At 55.0% G+C, this 19,264-nt stretch carries 19 protein-coding genes; 14 read left to right on the top strand and 5 right to left on the bottom strand.

Annotated features, from left to right (window positions below; all coding sequences use genetic code 11):
* Positions 1–100 precede the first annotated feature (100 nt).
* From AC1Z3F_RS09695 to AC1Z3F_RS09675, 5 genes are all read left to right on the top strand, one after another.
* Positions 101–646 (top strand): type II secretion system F family protein, encoded by a 546-nt coding sequence (locus tag AC1Z3F_RS09695; protein ID WP_483565619.1) that lies wholly within the window; start codon positions 101–103, stop codon positions 644–646.
* Entirely contained in the window at positions 643–1,179 is a 537-nt protein-coding gene (locus AC1Z3F_RS09690; protein WP_483565618.1) for a type II secretion system F family protein, read from the top strand. Before AC1Z3F_RS09695 ends, AC1Z3F_RS09690 begins: the two co-directional genes overlap by 4 nt.
* Before the next feature lie 141 nt (positions 1,180–1,320).
* Positions 1,321–1,503, top strand: coding sequence for a DUF4244 domain-containing protein (locus AC1Z3F_RS09685; protein ID WP_131088905.1), 183 nt, complete (start codon positions 1,321–1,323; stop codon positions 1,501–1,503).
* Positions 1,504–1,506: 3 nt separating this feature from the next.
* Positions 1,507–1,854 (top strand): TadE family type IV pilus minor pilin, encoded by a 348-nt coding sequence (locus tag AC1Z3F_RS09680; protein WP_131088904.1) that lies wholly within the window; start codon positions 1,507–1,509, stop codon positions 1,852–1,854.
* Positions 1,851–2,231: an Rv3654c family TadE-like protein gene (locus AC1Z3F_RS09675; protein WP_131088903.1), complete on the top strand. Its 381-nt coding sequence runs from the start codon at positions 1,851–1,853 to the stop codon at positions 2,229–2,231. The genes AC1Z3F_RS09680 and AC1Z3F_RS09675 overlap by 4 nt, the downstream gene beginning before the upstream one ends.
* A 27-nt stretch (positions 2,232–2,258) precedes the next feature.
* Here AC1Z3F_RS09675 and AC1Z3F_RS09670 read toward each other — a convergent pair whose 3' ends face one another.
* Positions 2,259–4,589: a DEAD/DEAH box helicase gene (locus AC1Z3F_RS09670; RefSeq protein ID WP_483565617.1), complete on the bottom strand. Its 2,331-nt coding sequence runs from the start codon at positions 4,587–4,589 to the stop codon at positions 2,259–2,261.
* A 100-nt stretch (positions 4,590–4,689) separates the two neighbouring features.
* Positions 4,690–5,346, bottom strand: coding sequence for a GNAT family N-acetyltransferase (locus tag AC1Z3F_RS09665; protein ID WP_131088901.1), 657 nt, complete (start codon positions 5,344–5,346; stop codon positions 4,690–4,692).
* A 164-nt stretch (positions 5,347–5,510) separates the two neighbouring features.
* On the opposite strand from AC1Z3F_RS09665, the gene trhO reads away from it, so the two are divergent.
* Positions 5,511–6,410, top strand: coding sequence for an oxygen-dependent tRNA uridine(34) hydroxylase TrhO (gene trhO, locus AC1Z3F_RS09660; RefSeq protein WP_131088900.1), 900 nt, complete (start codon positions 5,511–5,513; stop codon positions 6,408–6,410).
* 58 nt (positions 6,411–6,468) lie between these two features.
* Here the strand turns inward: trhO and AC1Z3F_RS09655 are convergent, their stop codons facing one another.
* On the bottom strand, positions 6,469–7,047 hold the full coding sequence (locus AC1Z3F_RS09655) for a GNAT family N-acetyltransferase (protein ID WP_483565616.1): 579 nt from the start codon (positions 7,045–7,047) through the stop codon (positions 6,469–6,471).
* Positions 7,048–7,120: 73 nt separating this feature from the next.
* On the opposite strand from AC1Z3F_RS09655, the gene AC1Z3F_RS09650 reads away from it, so the two are divergent.
* The 6 genes from AC1Z3F_RS09650 (at position 7,121) to proC (ending at position 15,107) form a co-directional block, all read left to right on the top strand.
* Positions 7,121–8,710 (top strand): DUF7059 domain-containing protein, encoded by a 1,590-nt coding sequence (locus AC1Z3F_RS09650; protein WP_483565615.1) that lies wholly within the window; start codon positions 7,121–7,123, stop codon positions 8,708–8,710.
* A 23-nt stretch (positions 8,711–8,733) separates the two neighbouring features.
* Positions 8,734–9,384, top strand: a complete 651-nt coding sequence (locus tag AC1Z3F_RS09645) for an ArsR/SmtB family transcription factor (RefSeq protein ID WP_131088897.1) — start codon at positions 8,734–8,736, stop codon at positions 9,382–9,384.
* Positions 9,385–9,533: 149 nt separating this feature from the next.
* The gene (topA, locus tag AC1Z3F_RS09640; RefSeq protein ID WP_483565614.1) at positions 9,534–12,323 is read left to right on the top strand and encodes a type I DNA topoisomerase; all 2,790 of its coding nucleotides are present in this window, start codon (positions 9,534–9,536) and stop codon (positions 12,321–12,323) included.
* Between the two features lie 32 nt (positions 12,324–12,355).
* Positions 12,356–13,375, top strand: coding sequence for a Ppx/GppA family phosphatase (locus AC1Z3F_RS09635; protein ID WP_131088895.1), 1,020 nt, complete (start codon positions 12,356–12,358; stop codon positions 13,373–13,375).
* Positions 13,376–13,435: 60 nt separating this feature from the next.
* The gene (locus tag AC1Z3F_RS09630) at positions 13,436–14,260 is read left to right on the top strand and encodes a sugar phosphate isomerase/epimerase family protein (RefSeq protein WP_262199549.1); all 825 of its coding nucleotides are present in this window, start codon (positions 13,436–13,438) and stop codon (positions 14,258–14,260) included.
* A gap of 4 nt (positions 14,261–14,264) precedes the next feature.
* Positions 14,265–15,107, top strand: a complete 843-nt coding sequence (proC, locus tag AC1Z3F_RS09625) for a pyrroline-5-carboxylate reductase (protein WP_262199550.1) — start codon at positions 14,265–14,267, stop codon at positions 15,105–15,107.
* Between the two features lie 91 nt (positions 15,108–15,198).
* Here the strand turns inward: proC and AC1Z3F_RS09620 are convergent, their stop codons facing one another.
* Both AC1Z3F_RS09620 and AC1Z3F_RS09615 read right to left on the bottom strand, forming a co-directional pair.
* The gene (locus tag AC1Z3F_RS09620; protein ID WP_131088892.1) at positions 15,199–15,870 is read right to left on the bottom strand and encodes a potassium channel family protein; all 672 of its coding nucleotides are present in this window, start codon (positions 15,868–15,870) and stop codon (positions 15,199–15,201) included.
* A complete protein-coding gene (locus AC1Z3F_RS09615; protein WP_131088891.1) occupies positions 15,863–17,296 on the bottom strand; it encodes a TrkH family potassium uptake protein in 1,434 nt (477 codons plus the stop codon). The genes AC1Z3F_RS09620 and AC1Z3F_RS09615 overlap by 8 nt, the downstream gene beginning before the upstream one ends.
* A 207-nt stretch (positions 17,297–17,503) precedes the next feature.
* On the opposite strand from AC1Z3F_RS09615, the gene AC1Z3F_RS09610 reads away from it, so the two are divergent.
* On the top strand, positions 17,504–18,673 hold the full coding sequence (locus AC1Z3F_RS09610) for an acetoin utilization protein AcuC (protein ID WP_483566952.1): 1,170 nt from the start codon (positions 17,504–17,506) through the stop codon (positions 18,671–18,673).
* Between the two features lie 100 nt (positions 18,674–18,773).
* A complete protein-coding gene (locus tag AC1Z3F_RS09605; protein WP_131088890.1) occupies positions 18,774–19,211 on the top strand; it encodes an ArsR/SmtB family transcription factor in 438 nt (145 codons plus the stop codon).
* The last annotated feature ends 53 nt before the right edge of the window (positions 19,212–19,264 follow it).

The following is a 19,264-nucleotide window of genomic DNA, read 5'->3' as shown; positions in this document are numbered from 1 at the left end:
CCTAGGGATTCCCGCACATCAAAGTGAGCATCATCAGCCCGCTCAATTCTGGAGAAGATGGAAGAAAAGCAGCCAAGGGGCCCATCAAAAGAATCTGGCCTTGAGCGAAGACGCGCGCGTTATTCGAGAACTCTCGGCACTGCTTCGAAGCGGCGTGGGTTTCTATCCAGCGTTGGAGGCCCTGCTTGAAGTTGAAGAAAACACAGGCAATATTGCCCAAGCGTTGAAGGGCTTGCAGGCAACTCATCGGTTGAACAAGCAGCCCGGCAACGAATCCGTATCGCTCAGCCGAAGTGGGCATCCGGCGGTTCAACGATTGCATTGGTGCCTGAAAATTTCTGAACGCAGCGGCGCTAGTTTGGCCGAAGTCCTTGAACGGCTAGCCGAGGATCTGGAATCAGCGTTGGTAGCTCAGCAATCCTTTGATGCAGCGATGGCCGGACCGAAAGCCACCACCAAGTTACTCACTTGGCTTCCCTTGGTTGGGTTCGGCTTCGGGTTACTCGTAGGCATCGACGTGATCGGAACAATCACTTCCTCATGGGCAGCCCAGTTGAGCGTAGCCGTCGGCGTAGGGCTCTGGGTTTTGAATAGATTCTGGTGTCAACGACTCCTGCACTCAACCTCAGCGCAGGCACTGTCATGAACACACTCATCTTGTTATCCGTAGCGCTCGCCGGACTTCTTAGCCTCGGCACCGGGATTACTGCGCGAATGTCTGCTCGATTGATACCAACAGAAGGGCCATCCAAGCGTCGTGACGCCCAGCAGCCCATCGAATTAGTCCTTGATTTGAGCGCCAGCCTGCTGGATGCAGGCATGCCTATTACGGAGATCTTGGACTTGCTTGGCAGCAATATAGAGCAGTGCACCGTTTTGCGAAGCGTCGCTCGGTGTCTGGAAATGAATCTCGCGTGGGATAAGGCATGGGAAGCCGCACCCCAATGGCTTGCGCCACTGCGCAAAGCACTGCTCTTCGCCCATACGACCGGTGCTCCGGCAGCTAATCTGCTGCGTAATACTGCCGCCCTTCAACGTCGAGAACACTCGCAAAAGGTGGCACGTCTCGGAGCACAGTTCGCGACGAAACTTGTTCTGCCCCTGGGTGCCTGTGCCTTGCCCGCTTTCATTGCGTTGGGCGTTGTGCCTCTGATCATCGCGCTGTTTCCCAGCCTCTAGATTGCCTGACGAGATGTTCATAAGAGTTATACCCAGATCGTTTGCAACTAGCTCAAGAACTTTACCGACTAGCTGAGAGTGAAGATACACCGTTGGCAGCGACAAAGCCGCCAACAACTAACACTGAGAAAGGTGAAAACAATGAACGGACAGTTCCGCGAAATCATGGACCAGCTGAAGGACGAGCAGGGTTCCACAACCGCCGAGTTTGCTATGGTCACCCTGGCCGCTGTGGCATTCGCCGGCTTGCTGATCAGCATTCTATCCAGCGGCGATGTACGTGGAATGCTGATGGGTCTGATCAGCAAAGCCCTGTCGCTGTAGGCCATGAAACTCAGCGATGAATCAGGAAGCAGCACCGCAGAATTTGCGGTGCTGCTTCCGGCGGTTGTGTTGATGCTCTCGCTCTTGCTGTGTTTAGGAGTCCTTGGGATCCAACAAATTCAAGTTCAACAGGCAGCCGGGGCCATGGCTAGGGAATTGGCCCGCGGCGAAGATGGATCAACAGCAAGAGCCAGCGGAGTCAGGTTGGCTGGAAATCAGGCCAGATTCACCATATCTAGTGGCGGTGGATTGTCGAAGGTGACGGTCAGCAAATCGGTGCAAATCCCCATCGTTGGCAGCATGCAGATTCATGGCCAAGCAAGTGTTGCCGTTGAAAGAAGTAGCCAATGATAAACATTCGAGATGAGCAAGGCAGCGGCGCTGTAGTGACCACGGCATTGGTGATCATTGCCTTGCTCCTGACTGGGGCGCTACTGACTTGGGTAGCCGCCGTCCACGCGGCAATGACTGCTGCCTCGGCCGCTGATCTAGCTGCCTTGGCCGGGGCCGATACGGCGCGAGGACTGCGCCCGGGAGATCCTTGTGGCGTTGCAGGAGAACTGGCAAACGCTAACAAGGCCCAGTTGGAATCGTGCCTGGTTGAAGCCGACGGGCAAACCGTGATGGTCACTGCCAAAGTCCCCATCGCTTCCCAAATTATGGGCTTCGAAATCTATGCGGCGAAAGCCACGGCCCGCGCCGGAGCACCACCACTGGATCAGCCCTAAGCAGAGGGGAGAGACATGAGCCGGGTACTAGCGGTGGTGTCGAGGCTCGACATCGTCCAAGACGGCGCTGAGCAGCAAGATGGCTCCGGCCTTGTCCAAAGGGTTATTGCGATTGCCGCACTTGGGGGATTGGACGCAGCTCGGGCAACCATATTGGCATTCGCAAGCATCAATAGCTTCTCTGGTAGCTCGAACCCAATCGGTGAACCGTTCAAATCCGCGCTCGGCAAATCCTGCCCCGCCAGGCTGAGCATCATAAACAAAGATAGTCGGTTCACCGGTGTCCATATGCAGGGCAGTAGAAACTCCGCCAATATCCCAGCGATCACTGGTGGCCACCAGTGGCAACAAACCGATCATGGCGTGTTCTGCGGCGTGAAGTGCACCGGGAAATTGATCCACGGTTAGACCAGCGCGCAGCAGTCGTTGCTCGGTCAACGTGAACCAGATTGACTTGGTATTCAGATCACGGGCTTCAAGCTCCAGAGGTTCTTCTGAAAGAACTTCATTAGATGCCACGGACTTTCTTTGGAATGAAACGACCTGGGTGGTCACGGTGACTTCACCAAAGTAAATGTTCAGCTCACGATGGCTACTTTTACGTTCTTCAGAATCGATGGCAACCGTAGTGAGGTCTCTCGCCGTGGTGTAGTAATCCGGGTTTACTCTGCTAACGACAACAACATGATTTTGTTCATCGAGTTCTTCCACATGGTAGCTGGCACCTTGATGCACATAGATGGCACCGGGGTGCGCCTGATAGTGCGTCTGAGGAGAATCCATGGTTCCCAAAAGTGCGCCAGTTTCAGCATCAATAATGTCCACCGGCCCGCCACCGTCAGCGCGAATAGAGAACATCGCGGCCGCATGCTGCGGGTGGGTCCAGAACCAGCCGGCAGGTCGGCGCCGCAAGTAGCCTCGCTGAACTAAAGATTCGAGAAGTTCTTCAGTCTTCGGGCCGAAAAGTTCCAGCTCTTCGGGACGCAACGGGGATTCTTGGGCGGCAGCACACAAGTGTCCGCTCAGTACGTACTTATTGTGTGGATCAAAAACTGCAGCTTCGACACCCAAATCAAAGATGGCTTCCGGATGATGAGCAAGATAGGTATCCAACGGATCTTCGGCGGCAACAAAAATAGCCAAGGCATCTTGACCCGAGCGGCCCGCTCGACCAATCTGCTGGAAGAACGATGCTCTGGTACCTGGCCATCCGGCAACGACGACCGCATCAAGACCTGCGATATCGATGCCGAGCTCCAAGGCCGAAGTTGAGGTGACTCCCAGAAGCTCTCCACTTCGTAACTGCCGCTCAACTTCTCTACGTTCCGTCGGTAGATAGCCCGAACGATAGGCAGCCAAACGAACCGAGAGCTCTGGTGCGAAGCGTTCAAGGTGTTTACGTGTCAGTGTTGCTATGGTTTCGGCGCCACGTCGAGACTTGATGAAAACGATGGTGCGTACGTGATCTGCCATCAAGTCGGTGAGGATTGACGCGCTCTCAGCAATGGCAGTTCTGCGAACCGGGGCACCGTTTTCACCCTTATGCTCGGTCAACGGAGGTTCCCACAAGCCGATGACTAGTTCGCCACTGGACGAAAAATCATGGACTACCGCCTTGGCGGGTGCCCCGATGAGCCGCCCAAAAGATTCTTCTGGATCGGAGCTTGTTGCCGAGGCACCGATGAACACCGGTGTGCTTCCGTAGTGCTCACAGATTCGACGCAAACGGCGTAACAGGTTAGCTACATGGGCTCCGAAGACGCCGCGGTAGGAATGGGCTTCATCGATCACGATGTAGCGCAGACGCTTGAAGAACCGTGACCACGCTGGATGGTTGGGCATGATCCCGCGGTGCAACATATCAGGATTGGTGAAAACAAAATTGGCATGCTGGCGAACCCAAGCGCGGGTGGCCTGATCAGTATCGCCGTCGTAGGGAGCTGCGCGGACACCGGGAACATCCAAAGCTTGAACCGCGGAGAGCTGATCAGCCGCCAAGGCTTTGGTAGGGCAAATGTAGAGGATAGAAGCGGCAGAATCAGCATCATTAAATCCGCTGTCTCGCGCCTTGAACAGCACGTCCAAACTTGGCATCAGGTAGGCCATCGACTTACCCGAGGCGGTGCCGGTCGACACGATGGTGTGCTGCCCCTCATGGATGAGGTTGGCAGCTTGCGCTTGGTGCAACCACGGCTTTTGAATGCCTAAGCCTTGGAAAGTTTCGATCAGTTCAGTGCTGAGCCATTGCGGCCAGTCGCTGGTCACTTCATCTTTGGCTGGCCTTGAACGACGATGAAGAACCGCATCCGGATCATTAGTCCGGTCATACGGATCCAGCAGGGAACGCACTGACTTCACGTGGACGCCTTTCGGAACCAAAAATTGCTGAAGTTAAAGACTATCGCCGTACCCAACACTTTGATGCGTCGGATACGGCGAAAGAAAAATACTAGATAGTTCAGGCTTTGAACATGACAACTTTGCCTAGGGAAGTCCAGCCCAGTGAAGCGTAAAGCTGCTGGCCGTCAACCGAAGCAATGAGCAGGCCTTCGTCCACGTCGTGTTCCTGAGCCAAAGAGGCCAGAGCGCGCATGATCAAGGTACCCAGGCCAAGGCGACGGAAGTCTGCACCGGTGATGATGCGGTCAAAAATTGCCACACCGTTAACGGCCGACACGTGACCTGAGGCGGCCACTACTTCTTGGTTGCCCTCGGGGTGCAAGGAAACATAAGCGTGGGTGCCATCGCGTTCAATCTGGAAGACAAAGCCATCAATGGGCAACGGTACTTCAACGTCGTGCACGGCAAGTTCAGTCACCATGAGTGCTTCGTCGTCGGCAGTAACCTGTAGGCCAACCTCGCTGGCGATGGCGACCAAATTTTCGGCCGAATCATCAAACGCGGTAAGGCGACGGTTAGGGTGTTTTTTTAGAGTTTCGGCGACTGCAGCCAGTTCCTCTTTAGAAGGGCCATAGATCACGTATTCCCAGTCTTCGGTGGTGTCGTGACGCAGGGCAGCATGGACTCGTCCCTCATTGCGAGTTTCGTAGCCACGGGCGCCAGCCCAGCCGGTGACCCAGGTGCCGATCAGTTCATCGCTTGCGTTTGATGCCATAATTTGACCCTACCTTGTCTTTCCTAGGAATTTGCTGATGTCGACCTAATCGTTGCCTAGTTGAAACTCTTGGACCACCGGACCACTGGAAATTTCGCGACGAATCAGTGTGACGTTGCTCTTTTACTCGGCGTTTCGCGACCAAAAGCTACTAATATTGTATGGTGGCCATTCATCGCATAGTTCTGTATTACGCATTTACTCCGCTTCCTGACCCAGAGGCAATTCGCCTGTGGCAACGTTCACTGTTGGAACGTTGGGGACTACGCGGACGCATCATCATCTCCAAGCAAGGTATTAACGGTACCGTCGGTGGCGAGATCTCGGCTGTTAAGGCTTACGTCAAAGCCACCCGCGAACTTCCTGCCTTCAAAAAAATGGACATCAAGTGGTCCGAAGGCTCCGCAGAAGACTTCCCACGTATTTCGGTCAAGGTCCGCGACGAGATAGTCACCTTCGGTGCGCCCGGCGAACTGGAAGTAGACGAAAACGGTGTTGTTGGCGGCGGAACCCACCTGCGCCCCGAGGAACTTCACGAGTTGGTAGACACCAAGAAGAAGTCCGGCGAAAAGGTGCACTTCTTTGACGGACGAAACGCCTTCGAAGCGCAGATCGGTAAGTTCAAGGACGCTATCGTTCCTGAAGTTGATACCACGCGTGACTTTGTAGCCGAACTTGATTCGGGCAAATACGACCACCTCAAGGACCAGCCGGTAGTTACCTACTGCACCGGTGGCATCCGTTGCGAGGTACTCTCAGCGCTGATGGTTAAGCGCGGCTTCCAAGAGGTGTACCAGATGCAAGGCGGCATCGTTCGTTACGGCGAAAAGTATGCGGATGAAGGCCTGTGGGAAGGATCCCTCTATGTCTTCGACAAGCGTATGCACACCGAGTTCTCGGAAGATGCCGTAACCATCGGCAAGTGCGTTGGCTGTCAGGGACCAACCAACAAGTTTGAAAACTGCTCAAACCCAACCTGTCGTAACCTGCGCCTGTTCTGCGAGGACTGCGCACATGATGAGCAGCTACGTCGCTGCCCAGATTGCAACAGCGTGGATGCCTAAGCGCATCTCATAAAGAGGCTCGGCACCAATTTCTCGCGAAGTTGGTGCCGAGCTTTTTCTATTTGGCAGCCACCGGCCATAATCCGGTCGATGCATCGCGTACCTCGGATTCTTCAATCTCGGTGCGATAGATCTTCAGACCGCGGGCCAGATAGTTAGGCAGCGCAGCGGGAGAATCGAGCGAGCACGTATGCAGCCACACTCGGGAGACCTCAGGTAAAGCAGGCCACCGGCTTGCTAAGCGCCACGCCTGAGTCAAAGCTTGGTCAAGTAAAACTCCGCCGAGTCCCTGGCCCGTGGCATCAGGGAAAAGTCCGAAGTAAAAAATCTCCACTTCGCTTCCACCCTGCCCGGCTTCGGTGACCAGCTCGAAGTAACCGCGTGGTGCGCCGCCCCGATAGAGGACCCACGTTTCAGAACCAGGACGTATCAGAACTTCGTTCCACACTTCCCTTGTCGAATCCAACCGGTCAGTCCAATTTAGTTCGCTGCCTACGCTTTGGTAGAGGAAGCGTGAGAATTCTGGGGTGATCTGCTCAACTTGTTCAATTCGTGCGTCGCTGGGAAGGGTCTTGGTGGAGCCGATGAGCTCATCCGAGGACAGCTGCTGAAGGAAGGTAACAGTCACTTGAGTCATGCCCACATCCTATTCGGGGCAGGGCGAATCAAGCTATCTGCGCACAGTTGCGTGACTGGGTAGACTTGAAGATGTGAATGCCGCTGAATTTTCTGCCCTGGACGATACCCCTCAAAGTTCCGATCAAACCTTGATTGACTTGCTAGTCAAAGACTTGGATGACCTCGGATATAGCTACGAAAACGTCATAGAGTTGATCGGTGAAGAAGCGGCCTCCGCATTTGCCCGGGACCAAATTCACCCGGCCTTGCGAATACTAGATCGCCAAACACCTGATTCGCCTTTGGCATCTGTGATCCGACTGTTCCAGCTGGCCCAAACCGTATCTGAATCCGCGATCAATCAGGCGTTTAGCCATGTGAAAGTGGAAGGTCTGATCAAACTCGGCCTTATCGATGCGTGGGCCAGTGGTTTCCGTGCCACCATCGCCTTGGCGCTGCATTCCTCAGACGTGGACGGTGAGCTGTGGGTGGCTCATGACCTTGGTGCACATCAGCGCCCAGGTGTATTGCGCACTGACCACGTATTGGGAATTGGCCAAGCATCGCTGACACTGGCACAGCTGACAATTCGAGCCGACGTTCAACGGGCTTTGGACCTTGGCACCGGTTGCGGAATCCAGCTCTTCCACCTGCTGTCTCATGCACAACATGTCACGGCAACTGACCTTTCGGCTCGCGCCTTGGGCTTTGCCCGATTCAATCTGTTGCTCAACCACCGGGCGCTGAAGCTTGACCCACAGAATCTTGAAGCTCGTGTGACGCTGTTGCAGGGGAGCCTCTTCGAACCGGTAGCCGGGCAGAGCTTTGAACTGATCGCTAGCAATCCACCGTTTGTGATCACCCCTCGCAGTTCTAATGAGCGAGCCAAAGACCGATTCACTTATCGTGATGGCGGCATGGCTGGAGACAACCTGGTGAGCACGCTCATTGAGCAGGCACCGCAGTTCCTGACTCCTGGCGGTTCGCTGCAGATGCTCTCTAACTGGGAGATTCCTCGCATAGATGACGAGTCGGATGCTTCGTGGGATACACGAGTTCGCCAATGGTTCGCAGAAGACCTGGACGTCTGGGTCATTGAACGTGAGCAGACTACCCCCAGTGGTTATGCCGAAACGTGGCTACGGGACTCTTCACAGACCGAAGACTCAAGCTCCTATATTGCCGCTTACAACGCGTACCTTGATGATTTTGAATCCCGTGCCGTAGCTGCGGTGGGCTTCGGGTTGGTCTACTTCCGCAAGCCGGTAGACGGCCATCGGGTCTTGCAAAGTTATGAGCAGATCACCCACCAGATGGAGCAGCCGCTGGCCCCGACTTTGCAGCGCGATATCGCCATGGCTGATGAACTGGCAGCCGCAGGAGAAGATTTTAAAAACTGGCACCTGCTGGTGGCCGAAGACGTGACCGAAGAGCGCCATCAGCGTCCCGGAGCTGAGCATCCTGGGGTGATTTTGCTTCGCCAAGGTGCGGGTCTGCGTAGAACCGAACTCCTTGATACTGCACAAGCCGGATTTGTTTCTGCCTGCGACGGTGATTTGTCCGTAATTCAACTAGTCAACGCGCTAGATTCGCTGATCGGTGAGGGCGAGGAAGACTTTGCGGAACGGCTTTATGAAGCAGTGAAGCGCCTCTTGCTACACGGTATGCTTCGTAAAATGTGAAACAAGCGCTAAAGTTCTTGCCTATGACACGCAACACAATAGAGGAGCAGGCTCCTGCAGCCTCGACCCAGGAGAGCGAATTTCCACAGGTCGTCTCCATTACGGACCCACAGGCCATTCGTGCTTTGGCCCATGACGCGCGACTAATCGTTTTGGATGAGCTCTTTGCCTCGCAGACTACTCGCACTGCAACTGAACTCGCATCGCTGTGTGATCTAACGCCTAGCGCCATGAGCTATCACTTGCGTGCGCTTGAAAAATACGGGTATGTGATCCGTGCAGCAAGCGAAGGTGATGCCCGCGAGCGTAGGTGGCGTGCGGCCGGTGAACGGTTGGAACTGAACACTCAGATCGACTCCTCTAACGCCAAGACTGCATATCTAAACGTGCAATTAAACGCATTTAGAACACGGCTGAACGCCGAAGTTCAGCGACGCCAAAATGAAGCGAACGCAGGAATCACCCCAGATCCTGATCGCCCACCTATGCTCACTAGCGGTTTGGTCTTCCTTTCTGAAGATAAACAGCGTGAGTTCAATCGCAGAATGTTGGACCTTGTCTACGAGTACGAGGCGAAAGCTACTGCTGAGGAACGAAGCATTGACTCCCGTCGTATGTTCTACTTAATCTCGTTGCTTCCCGAATATCAGAGTTCCGGTGAAGCAGCGTTGTAAAAAGCCTCACTCAAACCACGGTTATCCCTCGGTGTAAGATCATCGGGAAATGTGGCTATAGAGTAGGCACAAAGAACGAAGCTGCGATGGCGGACTGATTCGGGGTCTAAATAAGACTCCTAAAGTCCGGACTGTTTAAAAGGAGTGCTGTGCCCCCCAAGGCCAAAGAAAAGACTGGTAAGAAACTCGTTATCGTGGAGTCTCCTGCCAAGGTGAAGTCGATCGCCAAGTATTTGGGCGAGGGCTTTGACGTTGATGCATCGGTGGGGCACATTCGCGATCTTCCACAGCCATCAGAACTACCAACCGAGTTGAAGAAGACGTCGGTGGGCAAGTTTGCTGTTGATTTGGATAATGACTTTGAGCCTTACTACATGGTCTATCCAGACAAGAAAAAGCGCGTTTCAGAACTGAAAGCCAAGCTTAAAGAAGCTGACGAACTTTACCTCGCAACCGATGCGGACCGCGAAGGCGAAGCCATCGCGTGGCACCTGTTGCAGGTGCTTAAGCCCAAAGTTCCAGTACGTCGTCTGGCCTTCACCGAAATCACCAAGGAAGGTATTTCTCGCGCACTGGAAAACATGCGCGAGTTGGATACCGACCTCGTTGATGCCCAGGAAACCCGTCGTGTTTTGGACCGTCTGTACGGTTACGAGATCTCGCCGGTACTGTGGCGCAAGGTAGCTCGTGGCCTGTCTGCAGGTCGTGTGCAGTCTGTGGCTACTCGTCTGGTTGTTGAGCGTGAACGCGAACGTATGGCGTTCATCCCGGCTGGATACTGGGACGTGAAAGGCAACTTTGCCACTAAAGAAGGCGAAGGCTTCGAAGCGAAGCTCGCTGCCGTTGACGGCGCCCGCGTGGCCTCGGGCCGTGACTTTGATGACCGCGGTGTACTGAAGACTTCGCGGAACAAGCTCGCTCACCTGGATCAGGAATCGGCACAGTCGCTGGTGACCAATCTTTCCGACACTGACTTTGCTGTCACCTCGGTTGAAGATAAGCCGTACACACGTCGTCCAGCCGCACCATTTACCACTTCCACGTTGCAGCAGGAAGCTTCGCGCAAGTTGCGCTGGAGCTCCAAGCTGACCATGCAGATCGCTCAGCGCCTGTATGAAAACGGTTATATCACCTACATGCGTACGGACTCGGTCTTCCTCTCGCAGGAAGCAACCACCGCCGCACGCAAGCAGGCCACCGAACTTTATGGTGCCGACTCGGTGCCAGCCAAGCCACGTGTTTACAAGGCCAAGTCCGATGCTGCACAGGAAGCTCACGAAGCGATCCGTCCAGCCGGTGACATGTTCCGTCGTCCCAAGGATGTGCGTTCCTCGCTGTCCAAGGATGAAAACGCACTCTACGAGCTGATCTGGAAGCGTACCGTTGCTTCGCAGATGGCAGATGCCAAGGGCTTTACCGCCACCATCAAGCTTCAAGGCACCGCTAGTGATAGCCGCGTTGCTGAATTCTCGGCCTCCGGTACCGTCATTACCTTCCGCGGATTCCTTTCAGCCTACGAAGAAGGCAAGGATGAGCAGGCTATTGAAGCTGCTGCCGCTGACGCCGAGGCACGCCTGCCACAGCTGAGTGTTGGACAGTACCTAGCAGGAGATGAGCTTCTGGCCTTGGGCCACGAAACTTCCCCGCCAGCGCGTTACACCGAAGCTTCGATTGTTGCTGAGTTGGAAAAGCGCGAAATTGGTCGCCCTTCAACCTACGCACCAACAATCTCCACCATCATGGATCGTGGCTACGTCACCAAGCGTGGCGGAGCTTTGGTTCCTAGCTGGATTGCCTTCTCTGTTATTCGTTTGCTCGAAGAGCATTTTGCTAAGTACGTTGACTACGATTTCACCGCACGGTTGGAAGATGACCTCGACGAGATCGCCAAGGGTCAGCGCGCTCGTAGCGATTGGCTGAACCTGTTCTACTTCGGCAAGGGCGCAGAGTCTGAATCCGAAGGCCTGAAGCATGTAGTCGATAACCTCGGTGACATTGATGCGCGCGCCATCAACTCCATCCCAGTCACTGATGACATCACCTTGCGTGTGGGCAAGTTCGGTCCTTACCTTGAACGTGCCATCCCGGAAGGTGCTGAAGAAGGTACCGAGCCACAGCGCGCCAACGTGCCTGAAGATTTGGCACCGGATGAGCTGACTGCACAGAAGGCTGAAGAGCTCTTTGCTACCTCGCAGGTCTCGGAAAACGAACTGGGCACTGACCCAGAAACGGGCCGTGCGATTGTGGCCAAGGACGGTCGCTATGGCGCCTATGTCACGGAGATCATTCCAGAGCCAACGGCCGAAGATTTGGCTGCTCAGCCTGTGGAGTACTACAAGAATGGCAAGCCTAAGCCACCTAAGAAGCCGGTCAAGCTTAAGCCTCGCACCGCTTCACTATTCAAGAGCATGACCGTTGAGACGGTGACCTTGGATGATGCGTTAAAGCTGATGAGCTTGCCACGCGTGCTGGGTGCCGATGCTGAGGGTGAAGAGATCACCGTACAGAACGGTCGCTTTGGTCCATACCTGAAGAAGGGTAGCGATTCGCGCTCAATTGAGAGCGAAGATCAGATCTTCACCATCACTTTGGATGAAGCTCTGGAGATCTACTCGCAGCCAAAGCAACGTGGTCGCCGTGCTGCTGTTCCGCCACTGGCAGAGTTCGGTGCGGATCCGACAAGCGAAAAGAACATCGTGGTCAAGGATGGTCGTTTCGGTCCTTATATCACCGATGGGATTACCAACATCACCGTTCCGCGAGGAACGTCGTTGGAGGAGCTGACTCGCGAGCAGGCTATCGAATTGCTGGCAGACAAGCGCGCCCGCGGCCCGGTAAAACGTACCGCGAAGAAGGCTCCGGCCAAGAAAGCCACCGCCAAGAAGGCGCCAGCAAAGAAGACTACGACCAAAAAGACGACCGCAAAAAAGACTGATTAGAATTTTTTGCTCGGCCAAATGAGGAGCGCACCATGCGACTAGGTGTACTGGATATCGGTTCGAATACCGTTCACCTTTTGCTCGTCGACGCATACCCAGGAGCCCGACCGGTTCCCTATGCATCGCACAAGCGTCCACTGTCCTTGGTGCGCTACCTCAACGAATACGGTGCCATTACCGAAGAGGGCCAGCAAGAGCTGATTTCATTTATTGATGAAGCAGTGAAATTTGCTGGAAGCCATCAGGTGGAAGACTTTATGGCCTTCTGTACATCGGCTATTCGTGAATCTTCCAACGGTGCCAGTGTGCTGGAACGAGTCAAAACTCAGACCGGTGTGAGCTTGATGGAACTATCCGGTGAAGAAGAAGCCGGCATGACCTTCTACTCGGTACGTCGTTGGTTTGGTTGGTCTTCGGAATCTATCCTCAACCTGGACATGGGTGGCGGTTCGTTAGAGCTGGCCTATGGCACCGACGAATTCCCACAGGCCGCATTCTCGGTGCCTTTGGGTGCCGGACGCCTGACTCGTGAATGGCTGCCGAATGACTTGCCGTCGATCAAAGAGGTCAAGGAATTGCGTACCTATGTACGCGACGTCCTGAATGACCCTTCGACCGAGCTGCGCCAATACGGAAAACCAACGTTGGCCACGGCAACATCTAAAACTTTCCGTTCATTGGCCCGCATCACCGGAGCTGCTCCGAGTGATGAAGGTCCGTACGTGAAACGTGTACTAAACCGTGACGCGCTAAAGCTCTGGACTAACCGTCTGACAGCGATGAGCTGGGCCGAGCGAGCCGAGCTGCCAGGGGTCTCAGAGATCCGTGCACCGCAGCTGTTAGCTGGCGCCATTGTGGCTCACGAAGCGATGAGCGCGTTGAAGCTGAAATCCATCCGAATCTGCCCATGGGCAATTCGTGAAGGATTGATGCTGCGCCGTTTTGATCACGTGATGTTTGCTTCAGCGACACCGCTCAGTAGTAGCGTGGGTGTGGGAGAAGTACCCTTGGCTTATGAAAAAGACCAGTTCTTGAAAGAGCCAAGTAGCTAGAGTTTCTCAGTGATACAGGTGCCCTTGAACTAGGGCGCCACCGTAACAGGAGGCAGGGGCATGGAAGACCAGAAGAGTTCTCACCGGGTGCCGGTCACCTTGTCCAGCGCGTCCGTCTACCCGCTATCGGTCCATGACGCGTTCGCTATGGCCAAAGACGTGGGATATGACGGCATTGAGGTCCTGATTACCGGAAATGCTGCAAGCCAGTCCGCTGACGCGCTCAAAAAATTGATGGATAAGTACCAACTGCCCATCATGGCCATCCACGCACCGACCCTGTTGTTGACTCAGCAGGTGTGGGGTTCGGCCTGGGCCAAAGTGGAACGCTCGGTCATCCTGGCTCAAGCAGTGGGCGCCAGCGTCGTAGTGGCACACCCGCCATTCAGATGGCAGGGCACCTACGCTGAAGGCTTCGCCGATGGTGTCCAGCGTCTGGTTGATACCACCGGGATGAAAATCGCCGTGGAGAATATGTACCCGTGGCGCGCCCGAGGCCGCGAGGCAAAAATGTACTTGCCGCACTGGAACCCAGTTCCGCAAAATTACCAACACGTCACGTGGGACTTCTCCCACGCTGCCATTGCCAATACCGATTCACGCCAAGCCGTGGAGGACCTCGGTGAGCGATTAACCCACGTGCACCTTTGCGACGGTCTTGATAACGGTAAAGACGAGCACTTGGTACCGGGCCTAGGAACACAGCGCGTGGCCGAAACCTTGCAGTATTTGCGGGACGTTCAGTGGTCAGGAACCATGGCGGTTGAAGTCTCCACGCGCAAGGCAAAGAATACCGGCCAAAAAGAAGAGTGGCTGGGAAAGACCCTTGAATTTGCTCGTGAGCACTTATCTGCAAGCTCCGAGCACGACCCAATGAAACAATGAACTTATGAGTGAAGCAACAAAGAACCTAAAACTGTCCTTCCTCGGCACCGGATCCATGAATGGTGCCATCCTTCGCGGCATTGTCGCTTCAGGCCACGATCCCAAGCTGATCACCGCCACCATCCGTAGCGACAAGCGAGCTGCAGAACTTCGCGAACTAGGCATCAACGTGCTGGTTAGCGAAGAAGACTCATCGGCCAACGCTAAGGCTGCCGCCGACTCCGACATCATTTTCCTGGGTGTAAAGCCAGTAGGAATTACTGACTTGTGTGAAGAGATTTCCGAATCCCTCACCGCAGAAAAGGTTGTCGTTTCAGTCGCTGCCGCCATCACCCTGGCAAGCATGCAGGCACACTTGCCTGCTGACCAGCCGGTGATTCGCTCCATGCCAAACACCCCATTGATGGTTGGCGCAGGCGTAGTTGGCTTGAGCCCAGCTCAAAGCGTGAGCGAAACGCAGACCGCACTTGTCAGCGACCTACTTTCAGGTTCCGGCGACGTTCACGTCATCGATGAGTCCCAGCAAAATGCACTCTCGGCGATTTCAGGATCAGGCCCTGCCTACGCCTTCTACCTGGCTGAAGCCATGGCTAACGCCGGTGTAGCGATGGGTCTGGATGAAAAGCTATCCATCGATCTGGCCCGAGCCACCGTTGCCGGTGCCGGCAAGATGCTTTCTGATCCGAACGCTAACCCGGGTGAGCTGCGCAAGGCTGTGACCAGCCCTAAGGGCACCACCGAGCAGGCCATCCTTACTTTTGATGAGCAGGGTATCCCAAAGATTATTGCTGCGGGCACCCAGGCTGCTGCTGCACGTGCGGCCAAGCTCAGCGAGGAACTAGGCTAATCGCCGTTTCTTTTTACAACTAAAGATGAGTGAGGCCGGTACCCTAAGGGGTACCGGCCTCTTCCATCCGTGCCAAGCGCCGTGCAATGGCCTACGGACGGGCCGCAAATCTTTCTAGCAAGTCCACGTGCCCAGAAACGATCAGCACGTCTCTACGGGTCACGATGGTGTCTGGCACAGCGTACGTGAAATCTTCACCGGGCGATTTCACACCGACAATGGTCACGCCGTACTTAGAACGAACCTGGGACTGCGCAAGGGTGAAGCCCTGAGTCTCCTTTGGCGGATACATCTTCACGATGGCAAAGCCGTCTTCAAATTCAATGAAGTCCAACATACGTCCACCGACCAAGTGCGCGGCACGGACCCCAGCATCTGCTTCCGGGTAAATCACGTGATTGGCACCGATGCGCGTGAGGATCTTGCCGTGCGAAGGGGTAATGGCCTTGACCCACAGATGCTCAATTCCCAAGTCCACCAAGTTCACCGTGATCAGCACGGATGACTCGATGGAAGTACCCACGCCAACCACGGCGGAGGAGAACTCTTGGGCACCAAGCTGACGTAGTGCATCAATGTTCGTGGCATCAGCGGCGACCACGTGGGTGAGCGTACTGGCCCACTGCTGAACGAGTTCTGGGCTGCGTTCGATGGCCAAAACTTCTCGGCCCTGCTTGACCAACGTTTGGGCTACGGAGGCACCAAAACGTCCCAGACCGATCACCAGAACTGGGGCATTGTGGTCTATATTCTTGTCAGCCAATGAGCGGCCTCTCTTCTGGAAGTCTAAACAGGGAGTTACGGTGGCGCATGGTCAGCGCGCTAGCTAGGGTGATGCTACCGATACGTCCAGCAAACATAAGGATACTGAGTACGTATTTACCGGCCGGTGGCATCTCTTGAGACACGCCGGTACTTAATCCGACGGTGGCGAAAGCTGAAATGGATTCGAACAAGGCACGGGAAAAACCAACAGACTCATCGATGGTGACCAAAACGCCGGTGGCCACCATGACCAACGAACCGCCCATCGCAACTACCGAGATAGCTACGCGCATTGTTCCCTGGGGAATTTGGCGACCAAACGCGGTCACTTCGGTGTCGCCTCGAACTTCGGCCATGATTGCTAGGAACATAACAGCGATGGTGGTGACCTTAATACCGCCGGCGGTGGATGCCGAACCGCCACCAGCAAACATCAATGCATCGGTGAGCAACACCGTCACCTGGTGGATGTCATTTTGATCAACCAAGTTGAAGCCGCCAGAGCGCGTCATCGTCGAGGCAAATAAAGCATGAATGACCTTGTCGCCTATGGACATGTCACCCAGGGTACGCGGGTTGGACCATTCAAATACCAGCCACAGTAGCGCGCCAGCAAAGAGCAATAGCGTGGTGACCAGCATGGTCAGTTTGGTGTGCAAGTTCCATTTTTTGACGTTGAACTTGTGCGCCAACAAGACCATGACTACTGGGAAGCCCAGCGAGCCGGCATACACGCCGACCATCAAAGGGATCAAGATCCACAGGTCAGTTTCGTAAGGCACCAAACCATCTGAGTGGGGAGTGAACCCGGCGTTGTTAAACGCTGAGACGGCATAGAAAATCCCGTGCCAAATAGAGGAAAGGAAACTTTCGCCCAGAACATAGAAGCGCGGGATCAGGAACAGCGCGATAAGTCCCTGAAGGCTCACGGCCGTGGTGATCACGATGCGCAGCAAGGAACTAACCTCGCCCAACGCGGAGGCACCTGAACTGTCCATGGACTTCTGTGCCATGAGCTTGGCGCGGACGCCCAACTTGCGTGAGACGGCCAACGACATGATCGAGGCCAGCGTCAAAATGCCCAAACCACCCATGAATGCAGCGATCAGCATGATCAGCTGTCCAACAAAGGACCAGTGCGCTGCGGTGGAGACGGTGGTTAGACCAGTCACGCAAACCGCAGAAACTGCGGTAAACAGCGCGTCGTGCAGGGGAGTCACTTCACCCTTAGAAGAAGAAAACGGGGCAGCGAGCAGGGAAGTGAAAAGTGTGATCGCTAAGAGAAAGACGCTCAGCGTTAAGCGCGCGGGGGAGCGTACGGTGATGTCAGCAATTCTCGCGCGAAACGCAAATCGTTGCTTGCGGCGCTTCTCGCGCAATTCAGCTGCCCGGGCGCTGGGGCCCAGTTCACTGCCTATGCTCATCGATAACTCGCAGTTTCTTCTGGCCGGGTGGAATAAAGATGTGGAGGTTCAAGTCCTCCTAGTAATTTACGCGTTTCCCGGGCCAAACGCTTGTCATATCGCCCTAAAGAATGACTGCGTGGCCGAATACGCCATATATTCATGAGTTGGATCACTATCAGGTAGCCTGAAAAAGTGTTAGATCCGCAGCAGGCTCCTCGCCCAACTATGGTCATGTGGGATGAACAGTATCTGAAGTACAAATTCAGCGACTGGCATCCGATGCACCCATCACGTTTAGAACTGACCTACCGCCTTAGCGGAGAACTCGAAGTGCTGAGCGCGCAAAACGTGAGTATCCATGCTCCAGAAATTGCTAGTGATGCGCTTGTGGCAACCGTGCATGATCAGGCCTACATTGATCAGGTGCGTCGGGTCAGCGAAGATCCGACACTGATTGCAGAAGACTTTGGTTTGGGCACCGAAGATGATCCAGTCTTCGCCGGCATGCATGATGCTTCGGCGCGTATTGTGGGTGGCTCAGTGATTGCCGCGCAATCCATAATGGATGAAAGTACCGTTCGAGCAGTGAACTTTGCAGGCGGCATGCACCATGCGGCGCGAAGAAAAGCCAGCGGTTTCTGCATCTATAACGACGCTGCCGCAGCGATCCAACGCATGCTCGACCGTGGGGTGCAACGGGTTGCCTACATCGATGTTGACGCTCACCATGGGGATGGCACCGAATCAATTTTTTGGGATGACCCAAGAGTACTGACGATATCCATCCACGAATCTGGCCTGTCGTTATTTCCTGGAACAGGATTCGCCAACGATATTGGCGGCAAGCAAGCCGAAGGCAGTGCAGTCAATGTGGCGCTGCCGGCCATGACCGGGGATTCCGGATGGATGCGCGCCTTCCATGCGATTGTTCCCCAGCTGGTTCATGCCTTCAAGCCAGAGATTATCGTTTCTCAGCATGGTTGCGATGCCCACCGTGACGACGACATGACCAACCTCAAACTCTCCGTGGACGCGCAACGTCAGGCCGCTTTGGATATTTCCCAGCTGGCCGATGAGGTCTGCGAAGGTCGATGGTTGGCCACCGGTGGTGGCGGCTACAACGTGAGCGCAGTGGTCCCGCGTGTGTGGACTCATCTGACGGCCATCGTCGCCGGGAAGCCCGTGCCGCTAAGAACATATGTCCCGGAGACTTTCCGACGATATGTTTTGGAACGATACGGTCGTGCCACCCCGTACCTGATGGGTGATGACGCCCAGCTGTGGTGGCGCAACTGGGAAGTCGGCTACGATCCAGCCGATCCAGTGGACCGCACGATCATCGCGACTCGCAAGGAAATCTTCCCGCTCTTTGGACTCGACCCCTGGTTTGACTGAGCCTTTGAACTTCATCGGTTAGGCAATTGCCGTGAATTTCACCGTGGATAGCCCGGCGAAATCAATGGCCAGAAGGTCATATGCCGTTAGGGTTATGTGTGTGGCAATTGATGAAGTGTTCTCGGCTTTGGCAGAACCAACCCGACGCAAAATTATTGAAGCTCTCAAAAGCGAACCGAAAGCGGTGGGCGCTTTGGTAACCGAGCTGGAAATTTCCCAGCCCACGGTATCCAAGCACCTGAAGGTATTACGTGAGGCGCAGCTGGTGAGCATGGCCGCTGCCGGGCAGCGCCGTATCTACAGCATCGATACCTCCGCGCTAGAGCAGCTTGTTCGTTGGTGCGCCGATCTGCTGCCAGAACAAGTACTCGAAGAGCAACAAGAACTCCATGAATCTGAAGCGGGCACTGAGCTGGCAACAACCGCCAACCCCACTGCGCAACAGATTGGCCGCAGCGTTGGCCGAGGCCTGGAACAAGTTACTGGACGTGCTCAAGAATTCTTGGAGCGGCTTCCGCGCTTTGGCCGCCGTCGCTAAGTGATCCCCAGTTTTCAAGTTACGGTTGTGTTTCTGGTTTTTAACGGCAAATT

The sequence above is a fragment of the Glutamicibacter sp. MOO4 genome, from assembly GCF_056934395.1.
This window is presented reverse-complemented; position numbering and strand designations above follow the sequence as displayed.